At 68.6% G+C, this 20,712-nt stretch carries 21 protein-coding genes; 12 read left to right on the forward strand and 9 right to left on the reverse strand.

Annotated features, from left to right (window positions below):
* Positions 1–163: 163 nt before the first annotated feature.
* The 7 genes from ACFXKA_RS18745 (at position 164) to pknB (ending at position 10,223) form a co-directional block, all read left to right on the forward strand.
* Positions 164–1,573: a DUF3662 and FHA domain-containing protein gene (locus ACFXKA_RS18745; RefSeq protein ID WP_379428200.1), complete on the forward strand. Its 1,410-nt coding sequence runs from the start codon at positions 164–166 to the stop codon at positions 1,571–1,573.
* Positions 1,574–1,781: 208 nt separating this feature from the next.
* On the forward strand, positions 1,782–2,249 hold the full coding sequence (locus ACFXKA_RS18750; protein WP_040862589.1) for an FHA domain-containing protein: 468 nt from the start codon (positions 1,782–1,784) through the stop codon (positions 2,247–2,249).
* Positions 2,246–3,751, forward strand: a complete 1,506-nt coding sequence (locus ACFXKA_RS18755) for a PP2C family serine/threonine-protein phosphatase (protein ID WP_354847418.1) — start codon at positions 2,246–2,248, stop codon at positions 3,749–3,751. Before ACFXKA_RS18750 ends, ACFXKA_RS18755 begins: the two co-directional genes overlap by 4 nt.
* Positions 3,751–5,217, forward strand: coding sequence for an FtsW/RodA/SpoVE family cell cycle protein (locus ACFXKA_RS18760; protein ID WP_354847415.1), 1,467 nt, complete (start codon positions 3,751–3,753; stop codon positions 5,215–5,217). The genes ACFXKA_RS18755 and ACFXKA_RS18760 overlap by 1 nt, the downstream gene beginning before the upstream one ends.
* Complete coding sequence (locus ACFXKA_RS18765) at positions 5,214–6,689, forward strand: penicillin-binding protein 2 (RefSeq protein WP_354847412.1); 1,476 nt, start codon at positions 5,214–5,216, stop codon at positions 6,687–6,689. Before ACFXKA_RS18760 ends, ACFXKA_RS18765 begins: the two co-directional genes overlap by 4 nt.
* 34 nt (positions 6,690–6,723) lie before the next feature.
* A complete protein-coding gene (locus ACFXKA_RS18770; protein WP_379428201.1) occupies positions 6,724–8,328 on the forward strand; it encodes a protein kinase in 1,605 nt (534 codons plus the stop codon).
* The gene (pknB, locus tag ACFXKA_RS18775; RefSeq protein WP_354847406.1) at positions 8,325–10,223 is read left to right on the forward strand and encodes a Stk1 family PASTA domain-containing Ser/Thr kinase; all 1,899 of its coding nucleotides are present in this window, start codon (positions 8,325–8,327) and stop codon (positions 10,221–10,223) included. The genes ACFXKA_RS18770 and pknB overlap by 4 nt, the downstream gene beginning before the upstream one ends.
* A gap of 84 nt (positions 10,224–10,307) precedes the next feature.
* On the opposite strand, the gene ACFXKA_RS18780 is transcribed toward pknB, so the two are convergent.
* Genes ACFXKA_RS18780 through ACFXKA_RS18790 form a run of 3 tightly spaced genes read right to left on the reverse strand, consistent with a single transcriptional unit; the run spans position 10,308 to position 12,080 of the window.
* Complete coding sequence (locus ACFXKA_RS18780) at positions 10,308–10,769, reverse strand: dCMP deaminase (protein WP_354847403.1); 462 nt, start codon at positions 10,767–10,769, stop codon at positions 10,308–10,310.
* Positions 10,759–11,442 carry a dihydrofolate reductase family protein gene (locus ACFXKA_RS18785; RefSeq protein WP_354847400.1) on the reverse strand — a complete coding sequence of 228 codons (684 nt, stop codon included), beginning with the start codon at positions 11,440–11,442 and terminating at the stop codon, positions 10,759–10,761. The genes ACFXKA_RS18780 and ACFXKA_RS18785 overlap by 11 nt, the downstream gene beginning before the upstream one ends.
* Positions 11,439–12,080, reverse strand: a complete 642-nt coding sequence (locus ACFXKA_RS18790; protein WP_379428202.1) for an aminodeoxychorismate/anthranilate synthase component II — start codon at positions 12,078–12,080, stop codon at positions 11,439–11,441. Before ACFXKA_RS18790 ends, ACFXKA_RS18785 begins: the two co-directional genes overlap by 4 nt.
* 149 nt (positions 12,081–12,229) lie before the next feature.
* Between ACFXKA_RS18790 and crgA the strand changes: the two genes are divergently transcribed.
* Both crgA and ACFXKA_RS18800 read left to right on the forward strand, forming a co-directional pair.
* The gene (gene crgA / locus ACFXKA_RS18795; protein ID WP_040862582.1) at positions 12,230–12,496 is read left to right on the forward strand and encodes a cell division protein CrgA; all 267 of its coding nucleotides are present in this window, start codon (positions 12,230–12,232) and stop codon (positions 12,494–12,496) included.
* Positions 12,497–12,582: 86 nt separating this feature from the next.
* On the forward strand, positions 12,583–13,026 hold the full coding sequence (locus ACFXKA_RS18800; protein WP_379428203.1) for a PH domain-containing protein: 444 nt from the start codon (positions 12,583–12,585) through the stop codon (positions 13,024–13,026).
* On the opposite strand, the gene ACFXKA_RS18805 is transcribed toward ACFXKA_RS18800, so the two are convergent.
* A complete protein-coding gene (locus ACFXKA_RS18805) occupies positions 13,023–13,889 on the reverse strand; it encodes a rhomboid family intramembrane serine protease (RefSeq protein ID WP_354847391.1) in 867 nt (288 codons plus the stop codon). The genes ACFXKA_RS18800 and ACFXKA_RS18805 overlap by 4 nt on opposite strands.
* A 36-nt stretch (positions 13,890–13,925) precedes the next feature.
* A complete protein-coding gene (locus tag ACFXKA_RS18810) occupies positions 13,926–14,465 on the reverse strand; it encodes a peptidylprolyl isomerase (protein ID WP_364609714.1) in 540 nt (179 codons plus the stop codon).
* Positions 14,466–14,598: 133 nt separating this feature from the next.
* On the opposite strand from ACFXKA_RS18810, the gene ACFXKA_RS18815 reads away from it, so the two are divergent.
* From ACFXKA_RS18815 to ACFXKA_RS18825, 3 genes are read left to right on the forward strand one after another with little or no spacing between them, the layout of a single operon-like run.
* Positions 14,599–14,868, forward strand: a complete 270-nt coding sequence (locus ACFXKA_RS18815) for a hypothetical protein (protein WP_354847388.1) — start codon at positions 14,599–14,601, stop codon at positions 14,866–14,868.
* Positions 14,869–14,883: 15 nt separating this feature from the next.
* Positions 14,884–16,722: a glutamine--fructose-6-phosphate transaminase (isomerizing) gene (gene glmS, locus ACFXKA_RS18820; RefSeq protein ID WP_379428204.1), complete on the forward strand. Its 1,839-nt coding sequence runs from the start codon at positions 14,884–14,886 to the stop codon at positions 16,720–16,722.
* Between the two features lie 55 nt (positions 16,723–16,777).
* A complete protein-coding gene (locus ACFXKA_RS18825; protein WP_379428205.1) occupies positions 16,778–16,960 on the forward strand; it encodes a hypothetical protein in 183 nt (60 codons plus the stop codon).
* A 4-nt stretch (positions 16,961–16,964) separates the two neighbouring features.
* Here the strand turns inward: ACFXKA_RS18825 and ACFXKA_RS18830 are convergent, their stop codons facing one another.
* The 4 genes from ACFXKA_RS18830 to ACFXKA_RS18845 all read right to left on the reverse strand — a co-directional run bounded on the left by ACFXKA_RS18830 (position 16,965) and on the right by ACFXKA_RS18845 (position 20,673).
* Complete coding sequence (locus ACFXKA_RS18830) at positions 16,965–17,807, reverse strand: ABC transporter permease (RefSeq protein ID WP_379428206.1); 843 nt, start codon at positions 17,805–17,807, stop codon at positions 16,965–16,967.
* The gene (locus ACFXKA_RS18835) at positions 17,804–18,799 is read right to left on the reverse strand and encodes an ATP-binding cassette domain-containing protein (RefSeq protein WP_354847379.1); all 996 of its coding nucleotides are present in this window, start codon (positions 18,797–18,799) and stop codon (positions 17,804–17,806) included. Before ACFXKA_RS18835 ends, ACFXKA_RS18830 begins: the two co-directional genes overlap by 4 nt.
* Positions 18,800–19,237: 438 nt before the next feature.
* On the reverse strand, positions 19,238–20,263 hold the full coding sequence (locus ACFXKA_RS18840) for an adenylate/guanylate cyclase domain-containing protein (protein ID WP_379428207.1): 1,026 nt from the start codon (positions 20,261–20,263) through the stop codon (positions 19,238–19,240).
* A 302-nt stretch (positions 20,264–20,565) separates the two neighbouring features.
* The gene (locus ACFXKA_RS18845; protein ID WP_354848972.1) at positions 20,566–20,673 is read right to left on the reverse strand and encodes a DLW-39 family protein; all 108 of its coding nucleotides are present in this window, start codon (positions 20,671–20,673) and stop codon (positions 20,566–20,568) included.
* Positions 20,674–20,712: the final 39 nt, after the last annotated feature.

Genomic DNA, 20,712 nt, shown 5'->3' on the forward strand with positions numbered 1-20,712 from the left:
TGTGGACGATCGTGGATATCATGCAATCACCGTGTCCTTGCGGCGACACGCCATGTCCGCGTGTTGCTATTCAAGGACACATCGCGCACGTCACGGCCGATCGGACAGATGACACGACGCACGCTCCCGCACCGGAGCGGCAGGACCCGAGAAGGGAGGGGGCATGGGAATTGTTTCCCGATTCGAGCGCCGTCTCCAGGGGGCTGTCGGCGATGTCTTCGCCCGCGCCTTCGGCGGGAGCGTCGTGCCCCAGGAGGTCGAGGCCGCACTGCAGCGCGAGGCCGCCGACCACATCCAGGATCTCGGTGGTGGGCATCTGCTGGCTCCGAACAGCTATGCCATCACCGTCAACGAGTCGGATCTACGGCAGCTCGTCCAGGGCGAGGGACAGCCGGATCGCGATCTCGCCACGCAGGATTACGAGCTCACCAAGCGTGCTTTCGCCAAGCATCTACAGGACTACATCCGCGAGCAAGGGTGGCAGACCTACGGTGAAGTACACGTGGAGTTCGAGGCATCCCCTACGCTGCACACCGGACAGTTCAGGACACGCGGCCGGGTCGATCCGGACGCGGGTGGGCGGGCAGGCCCGTCACCGGGACCTGGACGCCCACAACGACCCAACCCGCAACCAGGAGCTGGCCCCATGACGCAGAACTCAGGCTACGACCCAAGCCGTGAGCCCGCGGAGTCCGATCCGCGGAACCGCGGGTACGCGCCCCCGCCTGCGGGCCGTCAAGGTCAGCAGGGTTACGGCGAATACGGCCGCGGTGGTCAGCAGGGCTATGAGCAGGGCGGCTACGGCCAGTCCGAGCAGGCCTACGGCGACTACCAGAACGGCTACGACTACAACCAGCAGCAGGGCGGCGGTTACGGCCAGCAGGGCGGCTACGCCGAGCAGGGCTACGGCCAGCAGCAGGGCTACGGCCAGTCCGAGCAGGCCTACGGCCAGCAGGGCTACGCCGACCAGGGCTACGGCCAGCAGCAGCACGGCTACGACCAGGCCTACAGCGAGCAGGGCGGCGGTTACGGCCAGCAGGGCGGCTATGCCGACCAGGGCTACGGCCAGCAGCCGGGCTACGGCCAGCAGGGCTACGACCAGGGCGGCTACGGTCAGCAGGGCTACGCCGACCAGGGGTACGGGCAGCAGCAGGGCTACGGCCAGCAGGGCTACGACCAGTACCAGGAGCAGGCCGGCTACGGTGACGAGCAGGGGTACGGCCAGCAGCCGGGCTACGGCCAGCAGCAGGCCGGCTACGGCGCGGCGCCGGCGCGTGGCGGCTCGGGTTACTCGGCCACGCTGCAGCTGGACGACGGCTCCGGCCGCACCTACCAGTTGCGCGAGGGCAGCAACATCATCGGCCGCGGGCAGGACGCGCACTTCCGGTTGCCGGATACGGGAGTTTCCCGGCGCCACATCGAGGTTCGCTGGGACGGCCAGACCGCGATGCTCTCGGACCTCGGTTCGACCAATGGCACGCTGGTCAACGGGTCTCCCGTCCAGGATTGGCAGCTCGCCGACGGGGATGTCATCCGCGCCGGACATTCCGAGATCCTGATCCGGATCGTCTGATCCCGTAAGCTCGCGGTGCAGGTCACGATATGGCGGGGAATTCCTCGGTCGTATCGTGATCGCAACCGGTCGACGGCCCTATGATGCTGCCAATGCTCGCGGCGGACTCTGGCCGCGCTGACCAGCAACACACCGGTTGGGGGTCACGGAGCCACACCTCCGTAACTGCCCCGTACTTACGACACGGTCGAACAGGAGGTGGAGCACCGTGCAGGGATTGATCCTGCAATTGACCCGTGCGGGGTTCCTGCTGTTGTTGTGGCTGTTCGTGTGGGCGGTGCTCCGGACCTTGCGCAGCGATATCTACGCGGCTTCCGGCCTCCGGGTCGCGCCTCGGGCCGCAGGCGGTTCCGCGGTGCTCCCATCATTTCGCCGGGGCCAGAAGGGCGCCAAATATCTCGTGGTGACTCAGGGTTCTCTCGCCGGCACCCGCATCTCGCTCGGCACTCAGCCGGTGCTGATCGGGCGGGCCGACGACTCCACACTGGTTCTCACCGACGACTACGCCTCCACCCGCCACGCGCGACTGTCTCCGCGCGGTGAGGACTGGTACGTCGAGGATCTCGGTTCCACCAACGGGACCTACCTCGACCGGTCGAAGGTCACCACTCCGGTCCGAGTTCCACTCGGCACCCCTGTCCGTGTCGGCAAGACAGTGATCGAGCTGCGATCGTGACACTTGTTCTCCGCTACGCAGCGCGCAGCGACCGTGGTCTCGTCAGAGCCAACAACGAGGATTCCGTCTACGCAGGTGCGCGACTGCTCGCGCTGGCGGACGGCATGGGCGGCCACGCCGCCGGTGAGGTCGCCTCGCAGCTGATGATCGCCGCCCTGGCGCATCTGGACGACGACGAGCCCGGCGACGATCTGCTCGGCAAGCTGAATCGTGCTGTGCACGAGGGCAATGCGGCCATCGCCGACCAGGTCGAGGAGGAGCCGGAACTCGACGGCATGGGCACCACGCTCACCGCCATCCTGTTCGCCGGGCGCAAACTCGGCCTCGCCCACATCGGCGACTCCCGCGCCTACATGCTCAGGGGCGGTGAGCTGGCCCAGATCACCCGCGACGACACCTTCGTGCAGTCGCTGGTGGACGAGGGACGGATCACCCCGGAGCAGGCCCACACTCATCCCCAGCGCTCACTGATCATGCGGGCGCTCACCGGCAACGAGATCGACCCCACCCTGGTGGTGCGGGAGGCGCGCGCCGGGGACCGCTATCTGCTCTGCTCGGACGGCCTCTCGGACGTGGTGAGCGACGAGACCATCGCCAACACGCTGCGCGAGGGCACCACCGACGAGTCGGCGGACCGGCTCATCGAATTGGCGTTGCGCAGTGGCGGTCCCGACAACGTGACCGTGGTGGTCGCCGACGTCATCGACCTGGACTACGGCCAGAGCCACCCGATCGTGGCGGGCGCGGCCTCCGGCGAGGACGAGGACACTCCCCCGCCGAACACCGCCGCCGGCCGCGCCGCCGCCATGCGCCCACCGCGCGCCACGCCGCGCCGCGCGGTGCCGCAGCCCGAACCCGAACCACCCAAGAAGAGCCACAAGCTGCGCTGGCTGGCGCTGTCGCTGGCCCTGCTGGTGGCGGTGGGCGCGGGACTCACCGTGGGCTACAACATGATTCGCAGCAACTACTACGTCGGCGTGGACGGCGAGAAGGTGGTCGTGCTGCGCGGCCTGCCCGGTTCGGTGCTGGGCTACTCGATCCGCGATGTCGACCAGGTCGGCTGCGTCACGCGCGGCGGCGAATTGACGCTCACCGCGCCCGGCGACAAGTTTCCCTCCGGCTGTGCCCAGCTGACCCGCAACGATCTCCGCCCCAGCGGCCGCGATTCGGTCGACAAGGGCCTGCCGCCCGGTTCCCGCGACGACGCCGTCAAGCAGATCCGGAACCTGGTGCAGGGCGAACTGCTGCCCCCGTGCGAGAAGCAGCAGCAGGCGCCGGTCACTCCGTCGACCACGCCGGTTCCGCCGCCCGCCGACCCCAACCAGCCGGGCACACCCGTCACCACCACCCCGGCCGCTCCGGCGCCCGGCAACCTCACCGGCGGTGAGCGCACCGGCGAGAACCACCCGCTGGAACCCCGCAAGACCGACCAGCCGACCACTCCTGTCACCACCACCACGGCACCGCAGACTCCGGGGCAGAACTGCAGGACGGCGGACTGATGTCCGCACCGGCACCGCCGTCCACTGGGGCTTTTCCCAGTCCACCGGGCGGATTCGCTCCTGCGCCGCCGCCCGCCACCCGGCGCAATGTCGAGCTGCTGCTCCTGGGGCTGGCGGCCGTCATCACGACGGTGTCGCTGGTGCTGGTGGAGGCCAGTCAGGAGCAGGCGATCACCTGGGAGATCGCCAAACTCGGTGCCGCGTACATGGCACTGTTCGGCGTCGCGCATCTGGCGGTGCGGCGGTTCGCGGCCTTCGCGGATCCGGTCCTACTACCGATCGTGGCCCTGCTGAACGGGTTGGGCCTGGTGGTGATCCACCGCATCGACCTGGCGCAGGCACAGGACGCCGCATTCGCCTCCCTGCCCATCCCCTCCCCCGACGCCAACCAGCAGGTGCTGTGGACGGGGCTGGGGATGGTGGTTTTCACGGGGTTGTTGATCGCGCTGCGTGACTACCGCAGCCTGGCCCGCTACGCCTACACCCTCGGCCTGATCGGGGTCATCGCCCTCGCCCTGCCCGCGGTGCTGCCGGACCGGTACTCGCAGGTGAACGGTGCGAAGATCTGGATTCGCCTGCCGGGCTTCAGTGTTCAGCCCGGTGAGTTCGCCAAGATCGCCCTCATCGTGTTCTTCGCCGGTGTGCTGGTGTCCAAGCGTGACCTGTTCACCGGCGCGGGCAAGCACGTGTTCGGCATGGAGCTGCCGCGCATGCGCGACATGGGCCCGATCCTGCTGGTCTGGGTGCTGTCGGTGGGTGTGCTGGTGGTGGAGAAGGATCTGGGCACCTCGCTGCTCATCTTCGCCACCGTGCTGACCATGCTCTACATCGCGACCGAGCGGGTGGGCTGGGTGGCGGTCGGGCTGGTGCTGCTCACCATCGGGGTCGTGTTCGCCTACTTCGCCTTCGGGCATGTGCGGGTGCGGTTCTCGACCTGGCTGCATCCCTTCGCCGACTACTCCAATACCGGCTACCAGATCTCGCAGTCGCTGTTCGGCCTGGCCACCGGCGGACTGGCCGGGACCGGGCTGGGCAGCGGGCGGCCCTCGCAGGTGCCGTTCGCCAAGACCGACTTCATCATCTCCGCCATCGGCGAGGAGCTCGGCCTGATCGGGCTGACCGCCATCCTGATGCTGTTCTGTGTGTTCACCGTTCGCGGGATCCGCACCGCGCTGGCCATTCGCGACAGCTTCGGCAAGCTGCTGGCCGCGGGCCTGTCCTTCACGATCGCCATCCAGGTGTTCGTGGTGGTCGGCGGGGTCACCAAGCTGATTCCGCTGACCGGCCTCACCACGCCGTACATGTCCTACGGCGGTTCGTCCCTGCTGGCCAACTATGTGCTGCTGGGCCTGCTGATCAAGGTGTCCGATGCCGCCCGCCGGCCGGCCCCCGCCCGGAAGCGGGCGGAGCCGATCGCGGACGCGTCGACTCAACTGTTGCGCAAGGTCGAGGGGGGTGGCGCGTGAACACGCCTCTGCGCCGGGTGGCGCTGGCGGTCATGGTGATGATCGTCGCGCTGCTCGCCAATGCGACCTATGTGCAGGTGTTCAAGGCCGACAGCCTGCGCAACGATCCGCGCAATGTGCGAGTCCTGCTGGACGAGTACGCGCGTCAGCGCGGCCAGATCTCCGCGGCGGGCACGGTGCTGGCCTCGTCGGTCGCCACCGACGACCGCTACAAGTACCTGCGCACCTACCCGACCGATCCGCTGGCCTACGCGCCCGCCACCGGCTACTACTCGATGCAGTACGGCAGCAACCAACTCGAGCACGCCGAGGACTCGGTGCTCAACGGCTCCGACAACAGCCTGTTCGGGCGCCGGCTCATCGACATGATCTCCGGCCGGGATCCGCGCGGCGGCAATGTGGTGACCACGCTCAACCCGGTCATGCAGAAGGTCGCCTACGACCAGCTCACCGCCAAGAACCTGACCGGTTCGGTGGTGGCCGTCGAGCCCAGCACCGGCCGCATCCTGACCATGGTCTCCACGCCGTCCTACGACCCGAACCTGCTGGCCGGGCACGACGGCGCCGCCACCCAGAAGACCTGGGAGCAGCTGCAGCAGGATCCGCGCCAGCCGATGCTGAATCGCGCTGTCTCGCAGACCTATCCGCCGGGCTCCACCTTCAAGGTGATCGTGACCGCGGCCGCGCTGTCCAACGGCATCGCCAAGCCCGAGGATCAGTTCACCGCGGCGCCGCGGATCACGCTGCCCGACACCACCACCACGCTGGAGAACTACAACGGCAGCCACTGCGGTCCCGGCGACGCCCAAACCGCTTCTCTCACCGACGCTTTCAAGTACTCCTGTAACACCGCCTTCGCCGAGCTCGGTATGAAGGTCGGAGCCGCGAAACTCAAGGACGAGGCCAGCGCGTTCGGAATCGGAACCCAGCACCCCAATATTCCGATCCCCTGGGCGGACAGCACGGTCGGAACGATTCCCGACAATGCGGCCATGGCCCAGTCCAGCATCGGCCAGCGCGACGTCGCGCTCACCCCGCTGGACAATGCGGTCATCGCGGCCACCATCGCCAATGGCGGCGTGCGGATGAAGCCGTATCTGGTGGACCAGCTGCAGGCGCCCGATCTGAGCACGCTGGAGACCACCAAGCCGACCTCGGTGGGCCAGGCGGTGACACCGCAGGTGGCCACCCAGATCACCAATCTGATGCTGGAGTCGGAGAAGAACACGCAGGGAGGGACGCAGCCGCGCTCGTATCAGATCGCGTCGAAGACCGGCACGGCCGAGCATGGCAACGATCCGCGCAACACGCCGCCGCACGCCTGGTACATCGCCTTCGCGCCGGCGCAGAACCCGAAGATCGCGATCGCGGTGATCGTCGAGAACGGCGGCGACCGGGCGCTGGCGGCCACCGGCGGCTCCGTGGCCGCCCCGATCGCGCGAGCGGTGCTGGATGCCGGACTGGGGGGCTGAACGACATGAAAGTGCAAGGTAGACAGGGTCACGAATGCTGAACAACGGTGCGATGATCGCGGACCGGTACCGGCTGCAGCGGCTGATCGCGACCGGCGGCATGGGTCAGGTCTGGGAAGCGCTGGATACCCGGCTGGACCGCCGGGTCGCCGTGAAGGTACTCAAGGCGGAGTTCTCCGCCGATCCGACCTTCCGGCAGCGCTTCCGTACCGAGGCGCGGACCACCGCGCAGCTGAATCACCCGGGCATCGCGAGCATCTACGACTACGGCGAGACGCAGGACGGATCGGGCGGTGAGATCGCCTACCTGGTCATGGAGTACGTGCAGGGTGAACCGCTCAACGCGGTGCTGTCGCGGTTGAACCGGCTCTCGGTGGCGCAGGGCCTGGACATGCTCGAGCAGACCGGGCGCGCGCTGCAGGTCGCGCACCTGGCGGGCGTGGTGCACCGGGATGTGAAGCCGGGCAATATCCTCGTGACCCCGACCGGTCAGGTGAAGATCACCGACTTCGGCATCGCCAAGGCGGTGGACGCCTCCCCGGTCACCAAGACCGGCATGGTGATGGGCACCGCCCAGTACATCGCGCCGGAGCAGGCCACCGGCGAGGACGCCACCGCCGCCTCCGACGTGTACTCCCTGGGCGTGGTCGGTTACGAGGCGCTCTCGGGCGCCCGGCCGTTCACCGGCGACGGCGCGCTGACCGTGGCCATGAAGCATGTGCGGGAGGCCCCGCCGCCGCTGCCCGCCGATCTGCCGCCGAATGTGCGGGAGCTCATCGAGATCACCATGGCCAAGGATCCGGGCCAGCGCTACACCAATGGCGGCGAGTTCGCCGACGCGGTGGCCGCGGTGCGCTCGGGTCGCCGGCCCACGCCGCCCGGCGGCATACCTGCCGTGCCGCCGATGACCGGCGCCACCCGGGTGCTGCCGCCCGGACCGACCATGATCATTCCGGGCGCCCGGGCCGACCAGGCCACCACCCGGTACGCGCCGCCGCCGCAGCCCATGCGCGGCATCGCCGAGCCGCCCGCCTCCGCGACCACCGTGATGCCCGGACCGCGCACCCCGGCGGGCCCGATGACCTTCACCGGCGCCGAAGACCCCGCAACCGGGCGATTCACCGCCGGCCAGAAGGCCATCGCCGGGCTCGGCGTGGGCGCGCTCATTCTGGGCGCGGCCGCCGCCATCGTGCTGATGAGCAGCTCCTCGCACGACTCCACGCCGCCCGCCCGCACCAGCGCGGTGGTGGCACCCCCGGTGATCACGCCGACCACCACCACGCCACCGCCGACCACGACCACCCGGGAACGGCCGGTGCCGCCGCCCGCGGTGACCACCTACGAGCCGCCGCCGACCACCACACCCGAGCCGACGACCACGCCACCGCCCACCACGACCGCGCCGCCGACCACCACGGTGCCGAAGACCACCACCTCGGCACGGCCGACCACCACCGGCCGCTGGCCCTGGCCGAACAACGACATACCATCATTGCCAGCGAATCCGGGCGGAGTGAGTCCCGGCGGCGGGAATCCCGGCGGGGTGACTCCCGGCGCAGTAAGTCCCGGCAGTAACCGCGGTCCTGTCTACGAGTCCGACCCCTATTCATCCACAGTCCCGCAGCAAGGATTGCCATGACGACCCCGAAGAACCTCTCCTCCCGCTACGAGCTGGGCGAGATCATCGGGTTCGGTGGCATGTCCGAGGTCCACAAGGCCCGGGATCTGCGGCTGGGCCGGGATGTGGCCATCAAGGTGCTGCGCGCCGACCTCGCTCGCGACCCCACGTTCTACCTGCGCTTCAAGCGGGAGGCGCAGAACGCGGCGGCGCTCAACCATCCGGCCATCGTGGCGGTGTACGACACCGGCGAGGCCGAGGTGGACGGTGGCCCGCTGCCCTACATCGTCATGGAGTACGTCGACGGCGACACGCTGCGCGACCTGGTGCGCGGCAAGGGCCCGCTGCCGCCCCGGCGCGCCATGGAGGTCATCGCGGATGTGTGTGCGGCGCTGGACTTCTCGCACCGCAACGGCATCGTGCACCGGGACATGAAGCCCGCCAACATCATGATCAACCGCGCCGGCGCGGTGAAGGTGATGGACTTCGGCATCGCCCGGGCCCTCGCCGACAGCTCCAACCCCATGACCCAGACGGCTGCCGTCATCGGCACCGCCCAGTACCTCTCGCCCGAGCAGGCCCGCGGCGAACAGGTGGACGCCCGCTCGGACGTGTACTCGGTGGGCTGTGTGCTCTACGAGATCCTCACCGGCGAACCGCCTTTCACCGGCGACTCGCCGGTCGCGGTGGCCTACCAGCACGTCCGGGAGGATCCGCGGCTGCCGTCGCAGGTGCATCCGGGCGTGCCGCGCGAACTCGACTCGGTCGTGCTCAAGGCCATGAGCAAGAACCCGGCCAACCGGTACCAGACCGCCGCCGAGATGCGCGCCGACCTGATCCGGGTGCTGGGCGGGCAGAAACCCACCGCGCCCATGGTGATGACCGACGAGGACCGCAGCTTCGACGACGAACTGCCGCCGCCGCGCAGCTACCGCACCGTCGAACGCCGCGACGACACCACCGAGCAGGAGATCGTCGAGGCGAGCCCGCGCCGGCGCACGGCGCTGATCGCGGTGCTCGCGGTGGCGGCGATCGCCGCGGTCGGCGGTCTGCTGTGGATGCTGATCGGACCCGGCTCGCATCCGGACCAGGTCGCGGTGCCGGATGTGGCCAATCAGAACTACCAACTGGCGCAACGGGATCTGGAGCGAGCCGGTTTCACGGTCGCCATCCAGCAGAAGAACGATCCCAAGGTGGCACAGGGCAATGTGATCGCCACCCAGCCGCTGGGAGGTTCGCGGGTCGACAAGGGCAGCACCGTCACCCTGCAGGTGTCGGCCGGCCCGCAGCAGGTGCCGGTGCCGAAACTGGCCGGGCTCACCCAGCAGCAGGCCGAACAGCAGCTGAATTCCCAGGGGCTGCGGCTGAATCCGGATGTGAAGCGGGAAGCGTCCAGCACCGAGGACAAGGACAAGATCGTCGGGCAGACCCCCGACGCGGGGCAGAAGATCGATTCCGACGGGCAGGTCACCATCACGCTGGGCTCCGGCCCGGACAAGGTGCGGGTGCCCGACGTGGTCGGCCAGTCCATCGACGTCGCGCAGTCGACGCTGTCGGACACCGCCGGTTTCAAGGTGACCGTGCAGGAGGTGCCGAACAACCAGCCCAAGGGCACGGTGATCGCCACCAATCCGCCCGCGGGCACCCAGGCCGACAAGGGTTCCAGCATCACCGTGCAGGTCTCCAGCGGCGACCAGCTGACCATGCCCGACCTGCGTGGCATGACCCCGGCCCAGGCCGTGGACATGCTGCGGCAGAAGGGCTGGAACGGGCAGGTCAGCCAGAACAACATGAGCACCCTGAACGCGGGTGAGGTGGGGCGCATCCTGGCCCAGCAGCCGACCGCGGGCTCGCCGCTGGGCAAGAGCCAGACGGTGACCATCACGACCGGCGTGCTCTCGCTCGGCCCGCCGTGATGCCGATTCCACTGTGAGAAAAGGGGGTTCGCGGACTGTCCGCGAGCCCCCTGTGTTTCATGTGAAACCTTCGGCGCGCGAAACCTACAGTCGCAGATGACGGTTCATCGACATGGCCTCTTCGGCCAGATCCGGCAGCTCGATCACCTCGACGCCGTGCTCGCGCAGCTTCTCCACCCCGACGCAGTGGTCCACGAAGGTGCCGGGCTCCCGCCAGGCGATGACCACGCGCCGGATGCCGGCCCGGAGAATGCGGTCCGTGCAGGGCAGCCGATCCTGGCTCGCCCGCTGCGAGCACGGTTCCAGCGTGCTGTACAGCGTGGACGACGGCAGCCGCGGATCGTCCGGCTCCAGCTTGTTCAGCGCCGACTCCTCGGCGTGCACCTTGTCGTCGGTCTCCCGCGACCAGCCGTGCGCGATCTCCACCCCGTCCACACCCACGATCACCGCGCCCACCGCGAAGGCGGTGTCGCTGTGCGGGCACAACCGCGCCAGGCCGATGGCGTGCCGCATCCACCCGCGATCCAGCCGTGCCTCATCCGACATCGGAATCCTCCTTCGGCAGATAGCGCAGCAGCGCGATATCGCCGATCCGGCCCACATCGGCCAGCTGCATGCGGTGATTGGGGCCGCCCGGGAAGGCGGCGGGCCCGAGAAAGCGCGGGGCGGCCGGATCCCCGACCACGACCGGCGCCACGGCCATCCAGATCTCGTCGGCCAGACCGGCGGACAGGAAGCCGGTGTGAATGGCACCGCCGCCCTCGACCATGAGCCGCTCCAGGCCGCGTTTGCCCAGGTCATCGAGCAGGGCATCGAATTCGATCAACGCGCCGAGGGAGACGACCTCGGCCAGCCCGGCCAAACGGTCACCGATGCGGGTGGCGCCGGAATCGGTGGTGTAGACCAGTCTTTCGCCGCCGCAGTGCCAGAACCGCAGTTCCGGGTCGAGATCGCCACCGGCGGTGACGATCACGCGTACCGGATACTCCGGCTTGCCCGCGGCGACCCGATGCAGGCGCCGATCCGCACTGTTGACCAGCAGCCGGGGATTGTCGCGCCGCAGGGTTTCCGCGCCGATCAGGATGGCGTCCGAGTCCGCGCGCAGCGCGTCCACCCGATCGAAATCGGCCGCATTGGACAGCAGCAGCCGGTCGGGGCCGGTGTCGTCGATATAGCCGTCGATGCTGACGGCCACCGACAGCATGACGTGCGGCCTCATGACGCGAGTGCCGCGACCTCCGCCTCCAGGGTCTGCACCAGTCCCTCCGCCGGCCGCTCGCCGCACACGCCCAGCCAGTTGGCGAGCATGCGGTGCCCGCCCTGGGTGAGCACGGATTCGGGATGGAACTGCACACCGTGGATGGGCAGATCGCGATGCCGCAGAGCCATGACGATGCCGGATTCGGTGCGGCCCAGCACCTCCAGCTCCGGCGGCATGGTCTCCTCGAGGACGGTCAGCGAGTGGTAGCGGGTGGCGATGAACGGATCCGGCAGACCGGCCAGCACGCCCGCGCCGATGTGGAAGACCTCGCTGGTCTTGCCGTGCAACAGTTCGGGGGCACGGGTCACGGTGGCGCCGAACGCTTCTCCGATGGCCTGATGACCCAGGCAGACGCCGAGCAGCGGAGTGGCGTGCCGGGCGGCGGCGTGCACCAGGTCGATGCTGGCGCCGGCGCGATCGGGGGTGCCGGGCCCGGGGCTGATCAGCACCCCGTCGTAGTCCTGCACAACCTTGTCCACATCCGCGAGCCGATCATCGTCGTTGCGCCAGACCTCGGCATCCACACCCAGCTGTCCGAGATACTGAACCAGGTTGAACACGAAGCTGTCGTAGTTGTCGACGACCAGTACACGCATGATTCGAGAGTAGTGGGCGCGGTGCGCGCCGTCGCACGCAATACCGCCGAACCGTGTCGCCACAATCGACCGCGCACTCCCCAACGACACTTTCCACAGGGTTGCCGGGATAATGTCTATGCAGACAGAACGCCGAATACGAGGACGTCATGCCTAAGTCAAAGGTCCGGAAGAAGACCGACTACACGATCAACCCGGCCAGCCGCACGCCCGTACGCGTGAAATCGGCAGGTCCGTCGCCGGTCTGGTATGTCGCCATCATGCTGGGCTTCATGCTGGCCGGGCTGGCCTGGCTGCTCGTCTACTACCTGGCGAACGAGCACATCGGCTGGATGAGCGACCTGGGCGCGTGGAACTTCCTGATCGGGTTCGGCCTGATGGTCGTCGGCCTGATCATGACCATGCGCTGGCGCTGAGTCCAGCACATGTGTGGCTTACACCATTGTTATTCATACACACCTGTGGATGAGCCTGTGGACAACTCGAGGAGGGAGTGGGGACAGTGACAGCCCCCGATCCCTCCTCCCATCTCGCCTGGTCCACACCCCCGGCCGCGCTCGCGGCCTGCGGCGTCGGCGGCATCGCGCTGGTCGTGGCCGCCTTCGTGACGAACGATGCGCCCGGCCGCCTGCTCATCGGAGCGGCCGCGGTGGGACTGCTCTTCCTCACCGGCATGGGGTTGCGGCAGCGGCCGCGCCTGGCGATCGAGCCCGGTGACCCTGTGCATATCGTGGTGCGCGGCCTGACCGGGCAGCAGCGCTACACGCCCCAGCAGATCCTGCGCGTCCGCGTGGTGTACTACCGGCGACTCGGCCGGCGGATGCCCATGCTCGAGATGGATGTGGATCACCACGGCGAGGAGAAGCTGCTGATCCTGGGCCGCTGGGATCTGGGCGCGCACCCCGAGGACGTCCTCGAGGTGCTGCGTACTCACCTGGCGCGCTAGAGGCTCGGCGCGGCCAGCACCGTCGCGAGTACCGCGAGCAGAGACACCACCGCCACCGCCGCCCAGCCGATGTTCAGTGCCGTGCGGGTCTCCCGAATCCCCAGCCAGCGCGGCACGTAGAGGATGCCGGTGGTGGCGACCGTGCCCGCCAGCAGTCCGCCCAGGTGCGCCCAGATCGAGATGCCGGGCACCGAGAAGGTGATGATCAGGTTGATCGCCAGCAGCACCGCGATCTGGGTGAGGTTCTGCCGGGTGCGCAGCATGATCACGGCGACCGCGCCGAAGATGCCGAAGATCGCGCCCGACGCGCCCGCCGAGGCGGTGAGCGGATCCGACAGCGCGGTCACCGCCGCCGAACCGCCGAGCAGCGAGGCCAGGTAGACGGCCACGAATCGCCCACGGCCCAGCGCCACTTCGCAGTACGGGCCGAGCACGTAGAGCGCGAACATATTGGCCAGCAGGTGAATCGGCCCGTAGTGCAGGAAGCCCGAACCCAGCACCCGAGCCCAGCCGCCGTCGCCGACGAAAGCGGGCACCAGCACCCAGTCGTAGAACAACCGCGACCGCTGGTTGTCCATCAGGCTGTGTGCCTGCAGCGCGGTGACCGCGTAGACGACCACATTGATCGCGATCAGCGAGTAGGTGACGTACGGGTTGGGTATCCGCGACACCGCGGTCCCGGCGGCGTTGCGGACCGGCCGGACGTCGTTGCGGCCCTGCTGGACACACTCCACGCAGTGCTGTCCGACCGCGGCCGGGGTGAGGCATTCGGGACAGGCCGAGCGGCCGCACCGGGTGCAGGCCAGACCGGTGGGCCGGTCGGGGTGGCGGTAGCAGGTCGGCGCGGGCGGCTGGGGTTGCATGTGAATTCTCTTCGGCTCTGGCCTGGTTCGGCCGTGTCAGGAGATGGTGATGCTGTTGATCACGACGTCGCCGTCCCTGGGACGGTCGTCGTCATCGGTCGGCAGGCCGGCGATGGCGTCGACCACCTTGCGGGATTCGGGGTCGAGGACCTCACCGAAGATGGTGTGCTTGCGGTTCAGACCCGGCTGCGGGCCCAGGGTGATGAAGAACTGGGAGCCGTTGGTGCCCGGCCCGGCATTGGCCATGGCCAGCAGATAGCCGCGGGTGAAGCGCAGTTCCGGGTGGAATTCGTCCTTGAACTCGTAGCCGGGACCCCCGCGGCCGGTGCCGGTGGGGTCGCCGCCCTGAATCACGAATCCGTCGATCACGCGGTGGAAGATGGCGCCGTCGTAGAACGGTCCGGAGTCGGTGCCGGAGGCGTTCTTCGTGGTGTACCGCGCGGAACCGTCGGCCAGGCCGAGGAAGTTGCGGACCGTGGCGGGGGCGTGGTTACCGAAGAGCGAGATCTTGATGTCACCGTGGCTGGTGTGCAGCGTCGCCACGGCGGTCTGATTCGGTGAGGTCACGCCCGCCAGCCTAGGCGCAGGCCCGGAACCCGTTCCGAATCGGCACACTGTGCACTCGGAAAATGACCTAGTCATGTGATTCCCTGCCCGAATCCGGGCACAAAAGTGGCGGAAAGGGCCGCGGCATGGCAAGTTCTGTCGGGTGAATGACGGGGTTCCGGTCGATCTGGTGCGCCATGTAGCGGCCTCCACCGGCCTGCCGCCCGCCGTCGCGGCCCGCGTGGTCGCCGACGTCGTCGGATACTTCGACGAGACCGCCGAGCAGTTCGTGCGCCGCAGACATGCCGAACTGCAGGGTCGTCAGGTCCGCAATGCCGAGATCTGGCAGCGCCTGGCGGCGGAGCTCGCGCAGCGCCCGGTGGCCGCCCCCGACTTCACCGAACGACAACTGCGTCGCATCGTCTACGGGTGAGGAGTCCGTCGCGCAATGTGTGGAATCGTCGGTTACATCGGGCACCGTGAGGCCGTCCCGGTCCTGCTGGAGGGCCTGCACCGGCTCGAGTACCGGGGCTACGACTCCGCGGGACTGGCCGTGCCGCACCGCGGCCGGCTGCGGGTCACCAAGACCCAGGGCCGGGTCCAGGACCTGCGTGACCGGGCCGACGCCGAGGGCGCCCGGCTGCGCGGCAATGTGGGCATCGCGCACACCCGCTGGGCCACCCACGGCGAGCCCTCCGACGCGAACGCGCACCCGCACACCGACGGCTCCGGCCGGATCGCGATCGTGCACAACGGCATTGTGGAGAACGCCGAGGAACTGCGCGCCGCGCTGACCGCCGACGGGGTGGAGTTCGTCTCCGACACCGATACCGAGGCCATCGCGCACCTGGTGGCCGCCGCCCTGGACGGGGCCGAAACGCTCGAGGATGCGGTCCGCACCGCGCTGCACCGGGTCGAGGGCACCTACGGCCTGCTGGTGCTCGACGCCCGCCGACCCGACGAGCTGGTGGTGGCCCGCAACGGCTCCCCCATCGTGCTCGGCGTCGGCGACGGCGAGATGTTCGTGGCCTCCGATGTGGCCGCGCTGGTGCACCACACGCAGCGCGTGGTGTTCCTCGACGACGGCGAGCTGGCCACCGTGCGCGCGGGCGAATTCCGCACCAGCACACTCGGTCTCGAGGCGCGCCGCACCGACAAGATCCCCACCACCATCGACATGGCGGCCGAGGACTACGCGCTGGGCGGGTACCCGGACTTCATGCGCAAGGAAATGGCCGAACAGCCCGACGCGGTGCGCCGGGCGCTCCGCGGCCGTCTGGACGAACGATTCGCCACGGCCCACCTGGGTGGCCTCAATATGGACGCGCGCGAGCTGCGCGGCATCAGCAAGGTGGTGTTCCTGGGCTGCGGCTCGGCCTACTACGCCGGCCAGCTGGGCGCGCAGCTGGTCGAGGAGCTGGCCCGGATTCCGGCCACCGCCGAGCCCGCCTCGGAGTTCCGCTACCGCAATCCGGTGGTGGACCCGGACGCCCTGTACGTGGCCATCAGCCAGTCCGGCGAGACCCTGGATACCCTTGCGGCCGTTCAGGAATTGCAGCGCAAGGGCGGCCGGGTGATCGGCGCGGTGAACGTGGTGGGCAGCGCCATCGCCCGGGAGTGCGGTGCGGGCGTGTTCCTGCACGCGGGCCCGGAGGTGTCGGTGGCCTCCACCAAGGCGCTCACCAATATGACGGTGTCGTTCGCCATGCTGGCGCTGCTGCTGGGCCGGGTGCGGGATCTGTCCGCGGCCGGCGGTGAGCGCATCGTCAGCGGACTGCGCGCGCTGCCCGACGCGATCGACGCGGTGCTGGCCGCCGACGAGGAGATCGCCGATGTCGCGTCCCGATTCGCCAAGGCGCGCAGCATGTTCTTCATCGGCCGGGTACGCGCCTGGCCGGTGGCGCGCGAGGGCGCGCAGAAGCTCAAGGAGATCTCCTACATTCACGCCGAGGCGTACCAGGGCTCCGAGCTCAAGCACGGCCCGCTGGCGCTGATCGATCCGGAGATGCCGAGCATCGTGCTGGTCCCCGGCGACGAGCTGCTGGCCAAGAACATCACCACCATCGAGCAGATCAAGGCGCGCGGCGGGCCGGTCATCGCGGTTACCAATACCGATCTGCCGGATGGCCTGGCTGACGCGGTGATCCGGGTCCCGGCGGTGTGCCCGGAGCTGGACGCGATCATCCTGACCATCCCGCTGCAGCTGCTGGCCTATCACACGGCCATGGCGCTGGGCCGGGACGTGGACAAGCCTCGCAATCTGGCCAAGAGCGTTACCGTCGAGTAACCGCGTTCGCTCCCCCGTTCGTGCACGAATTCCATTGCTGTGCCAGCATGGTCGGATGGAGCTGGGGAGCGTTCGTAACAAGGTCATTGTGGCCGCCCTCGTCGCGATTGCGGGCGGCGTCATCGCGTTCTTCGTGAGCAAGCGCCCGCAGCCGCAGGCGCCGGCCGCGGAGCCGCCGCGCCTGGGCTACTCGCGCAACGGCTCGGCGCCGACTCCGGACCTGACCCCGACCCGCTGACAGGTCAGCGGCTCACCGACCGTTTGTACTGATTCAGCGCCAGCGGCACGAAGATCGCGAGAATCACCACGACCCACATCAGGGTGGTCGCGACGGGGTGCCGCATGGGCCAGACATCCGCGCTCAGCCCCATCGGGCTGGTGTTGCCGAACAGGTCGCGGGTCGCCTGGGTCACCGCCGACACCGGATTCCACTCCGCCACCACACGAAGCACCGTGGGCAGGTTGGCGGTGGGCACGAAGGTGTTGGCGATGAAGGTGAGCGGGAAGATCACCATGAAGTTGGCATTGTTGTACACCTCCGGCGCCCGCACGATCAGGCCGATAGTGGCCAGGATCCACGACATCGCGTAGGCGAACAGCAGCAGCAGGACATACGCGAGCACGGCGTCGACGAGCGAGCCGCGGATCCGCCATCCCACCACCAGGCCGGTCAGCGACATGACGATCAGGCTGAGCACATTCATCACCATGTCCGCCACGGTGCGGCCGATCAGCACCGCGGACGGCGCCATGGGCAGCGAGCGGAAGCGGTCGATGATGCCCTTCTGCATATCCTCGGCCAGGCTCAGACCTGTATAGGTGGCCCCGAACACCACGGTCTGGGCGAAGATGCCGGCGATGAGGAATTCCCGGTAGGACGTGCCCTGCACGGTAATCGCCGAGCCGAAGATGTAGGCGAACAACAGCACGAACATGATCGGCGCCAAGGTCGAGAAGACCAGCACGTCCGGCACGCGCCGGATCTTGATGACATTGCGCTTGGTGATGGTCAGGCTGTCGCTGACGACCATGGCGAATCGCTGTGCGAGCGAGGGCTTCTCGGCGACGGCGAGGATGGCGCTCATCGGGCACCACCCCCCAGGTTCTCGTCGGCGGAACGATTTCCGTTGACCAGCTCCTCGGCCTCGTGCCCGGTCAGCGACAGGAACACGTCATCGAGCGAGGGTCGGCGCAGACCCACATCATGAATGCGCACTTCATGTTTCGTGAGTTGCCCGATGGCGTCCACCAGCGCCTGCGAGCCGTCCTCGACCGGCACGATGATGCGTCGCAGGCCGGGTTCGAGGCGAATCTCCCCGTGCGCCAAGCCTTCCAGCGCCTGCTGTGCGATGGCCAGATTGTCGGCGTGGTCGACGACGAGCTCGATGCGGTCGCCGCCCACCATGGCCTTGAGTTCGTCGGAGGTGCCCTTGGCGATGACCCGGCCGTGGTCGATGACGGCGATGGAATCGGCCAGCCGATCGGCCTCCTCCAGGTGCTGGGTGGTCAGCAGCAACGTGGTGCCGCCCGCCACCAGCTCCTCGATGACATCCCAGAGATCCAGGCGCGCACGGGGATCCAGCCCCGTGGTGGGTTCGTCCAGGAACAGCACCGGCGGATTCGCCACCAGCGCGCCGGCCAGGTCGAGCCGGCGCCGCATGCCGCCGGAGTAGCCCTTCACCGGCCGGTCGGCCGCGTCGGCGAGCCGGAAGCGGTCCAGCAGCTCGCGGGCGCGCTCCTTACTGCGCTGCACGCCCATGTGGTACAGCCGCCCGACCATCTCCAGATTCTCGAAGCCGGTGAGGTATTCGTCGACGGCCGCGTACTGCCCGGAGGTGCCGATACGGGAGCGCAGCAGCTGCGGATCCTTCAGCACGTCCACCCCGGCGACGGTGGCCTGGCCCGCGTCCGGGATCAGCAGGGTGGTGAGCACGCGCACGGTGGTGGTCTTGCCAGCGCCGTTGGGACCGAGCAAGGCGGTCACGGTGCCTTCGGGAACGGACAGGTCCAGGCCGTCGAGGGCGACCAGATGGCCGTACCTCTTGACCAGACCCTCGGCGACTATCGCGTCGGGCATGATTCTCCTGGTGTCTCGTGGTGGGACTGCCGCAACGACTCTCAACTGCCATTACACCAAAGAGGCCGCATCCCGTTGGGGGTCCGGCGGTGCTCGGGGTTGCCGGTACGGGATGCGACCGATTCGATGATCCGCCGACACACCGGCCACGATCGCGAGTAGTGCACTACTCGAATCGATTTCGGCGAAGGGCGCAATTCGGTCACGCCGTCATGGTCTCACCCGGGTACGACACTTTTTCCGCGAAAAAAACTTCGAACGCGGGCCCCCGATAGCCACACAATCCGAATTCGTCGCGTAGGATCGTTCCCGTCGGCCCCTCCCCCCCGGGCCGACCTTACGCGGGCCTCGGCTAACTCCCCCCCTTCGCCGAGGCCCGCCCCCATTCCCGCAGTCGGTTCGCCCGGCGGCGGAATCACCGCCCGGCAGCGGAACCGCTCAGACCAACGGCCGAATCTCATTGCGGCGCAGCACATGCCCGTACAACCGGTTGATGCCCTTCACCCGCACCGTGGCCAGATGCCGCAGCATGAATTCCGGGTCGGTCTCGATCGCCGCCGCCGCGCCGTCGTCGACCAGCACCGTGCCCGGCCGGGCCACACCGGTGAGCCGGGCGGCGGTATTCACCACGGAGCCGTAGAGGTCGCCGAAGCGTTGCAGGACCTCGCCGTAGGCCAGCCCCACCCGCAGTTCCTGGGTGACGCCGTGCGAGGCGATGGCGGCCTCCTGCACGGCCAGCGCGATGCGCGCGCCCTGGGCGGCGGTGTTCGCCGCGAACATGACTTCGTCACCGACGTTCTTGATCACCCAGCCGCCATTGGCCACGATCGCATTGCTGGTGGCCGTCTCGAAGGCCTCCAGCAGCGCCGACAGCTCATCGGCCTCCAGGTGACGGGTCAGGCGGGTGTAACCGACCATGTCGGCGAATCCGACGGCGAGTTCGCGCAGCGTGTCCCCGGCCACCGCTCCCCCGTCCAGCGACCGCGCCAGCGCGGCGTCCAGGTGCCGGCGGAAGGCATAGCGCTGCAATGTCTCGAACTCGGTGACCACCTCGTCGGTGGCGATGCGCGCGGCCTCCGTCGGATCGATGTCCGGCCGCTCGCGGGTGATGGTGGCGAGGCGATCCAGGATCTCCTCGGTCACCAGATCGACCTGCCACTCGGCCAGCCGGGCCATGGACCGGCCCAGCGTGCGCGCCGCGGTGGTCTGCCGGTGCACGTCCGCGGAGGCCAGCACGTGCAGTTTGGCGAAGGTCCGGGCGGCCTCGACATCGGAGTCGCCGTACTCCACGGCCTCGTCGTCCGGGTCGGCCGGGAATCCGAGCGCCACCCACAGCCGCCGGGTGACGCTGTTGGGCAGCCCGGTCAGGTCCGACACCTGGTGCCGGTTGTACTTGCGCGGCCCGCTGAGCAGATAGGGCTCCACCACGGACTGCACCAGTTCGGACATCTCAGTGGGCGCCATACTTCGACCTTACGGCGTGAATCGAGCGGAAAACCCCGGCTTGTTTCGTGTCACAGCCCCGAACTTCCCGGGCGGTTTCACCGCCCCGCCACCGCGTGAAACCGCGGCTGCTCGGACCGAACGGCGCGCGCGGGACCACCCCTGTGTGGATCCTGTCCGACGGTGACCGGCATGCGATACGCGGGCAGCCCCCGCCAGATCACCTGCGCGGGTGTGTCTTTCGGTGGCCGACGTGGCGAAGCAGCTAAGGGTGTGCCGATTTCGTCATCAGGTTGACGAAATCGGCACACCGTCAGCGGTTTTCAGCGGGTGGTGACCTCGTGCCAGAGGTCGGCGTCATTGCGCTGACGCAGCTTGCTGATTCCGAAGACAACGGCGGCGATCACAACGAGGGTGAGGACGAATTTCATGTCTCCCACCCTACGTGGCGGAGTCTTGACGAACAAACA

This window comes from Nocardia sp. NPDC059228 (assembly GCF_042754245.1).
Taxonomy (GTDB): Bacteria; Actinomycetota; Actinomycetes; order Mycobacteriales; family Mycobacteriaceae; genus Nocardia.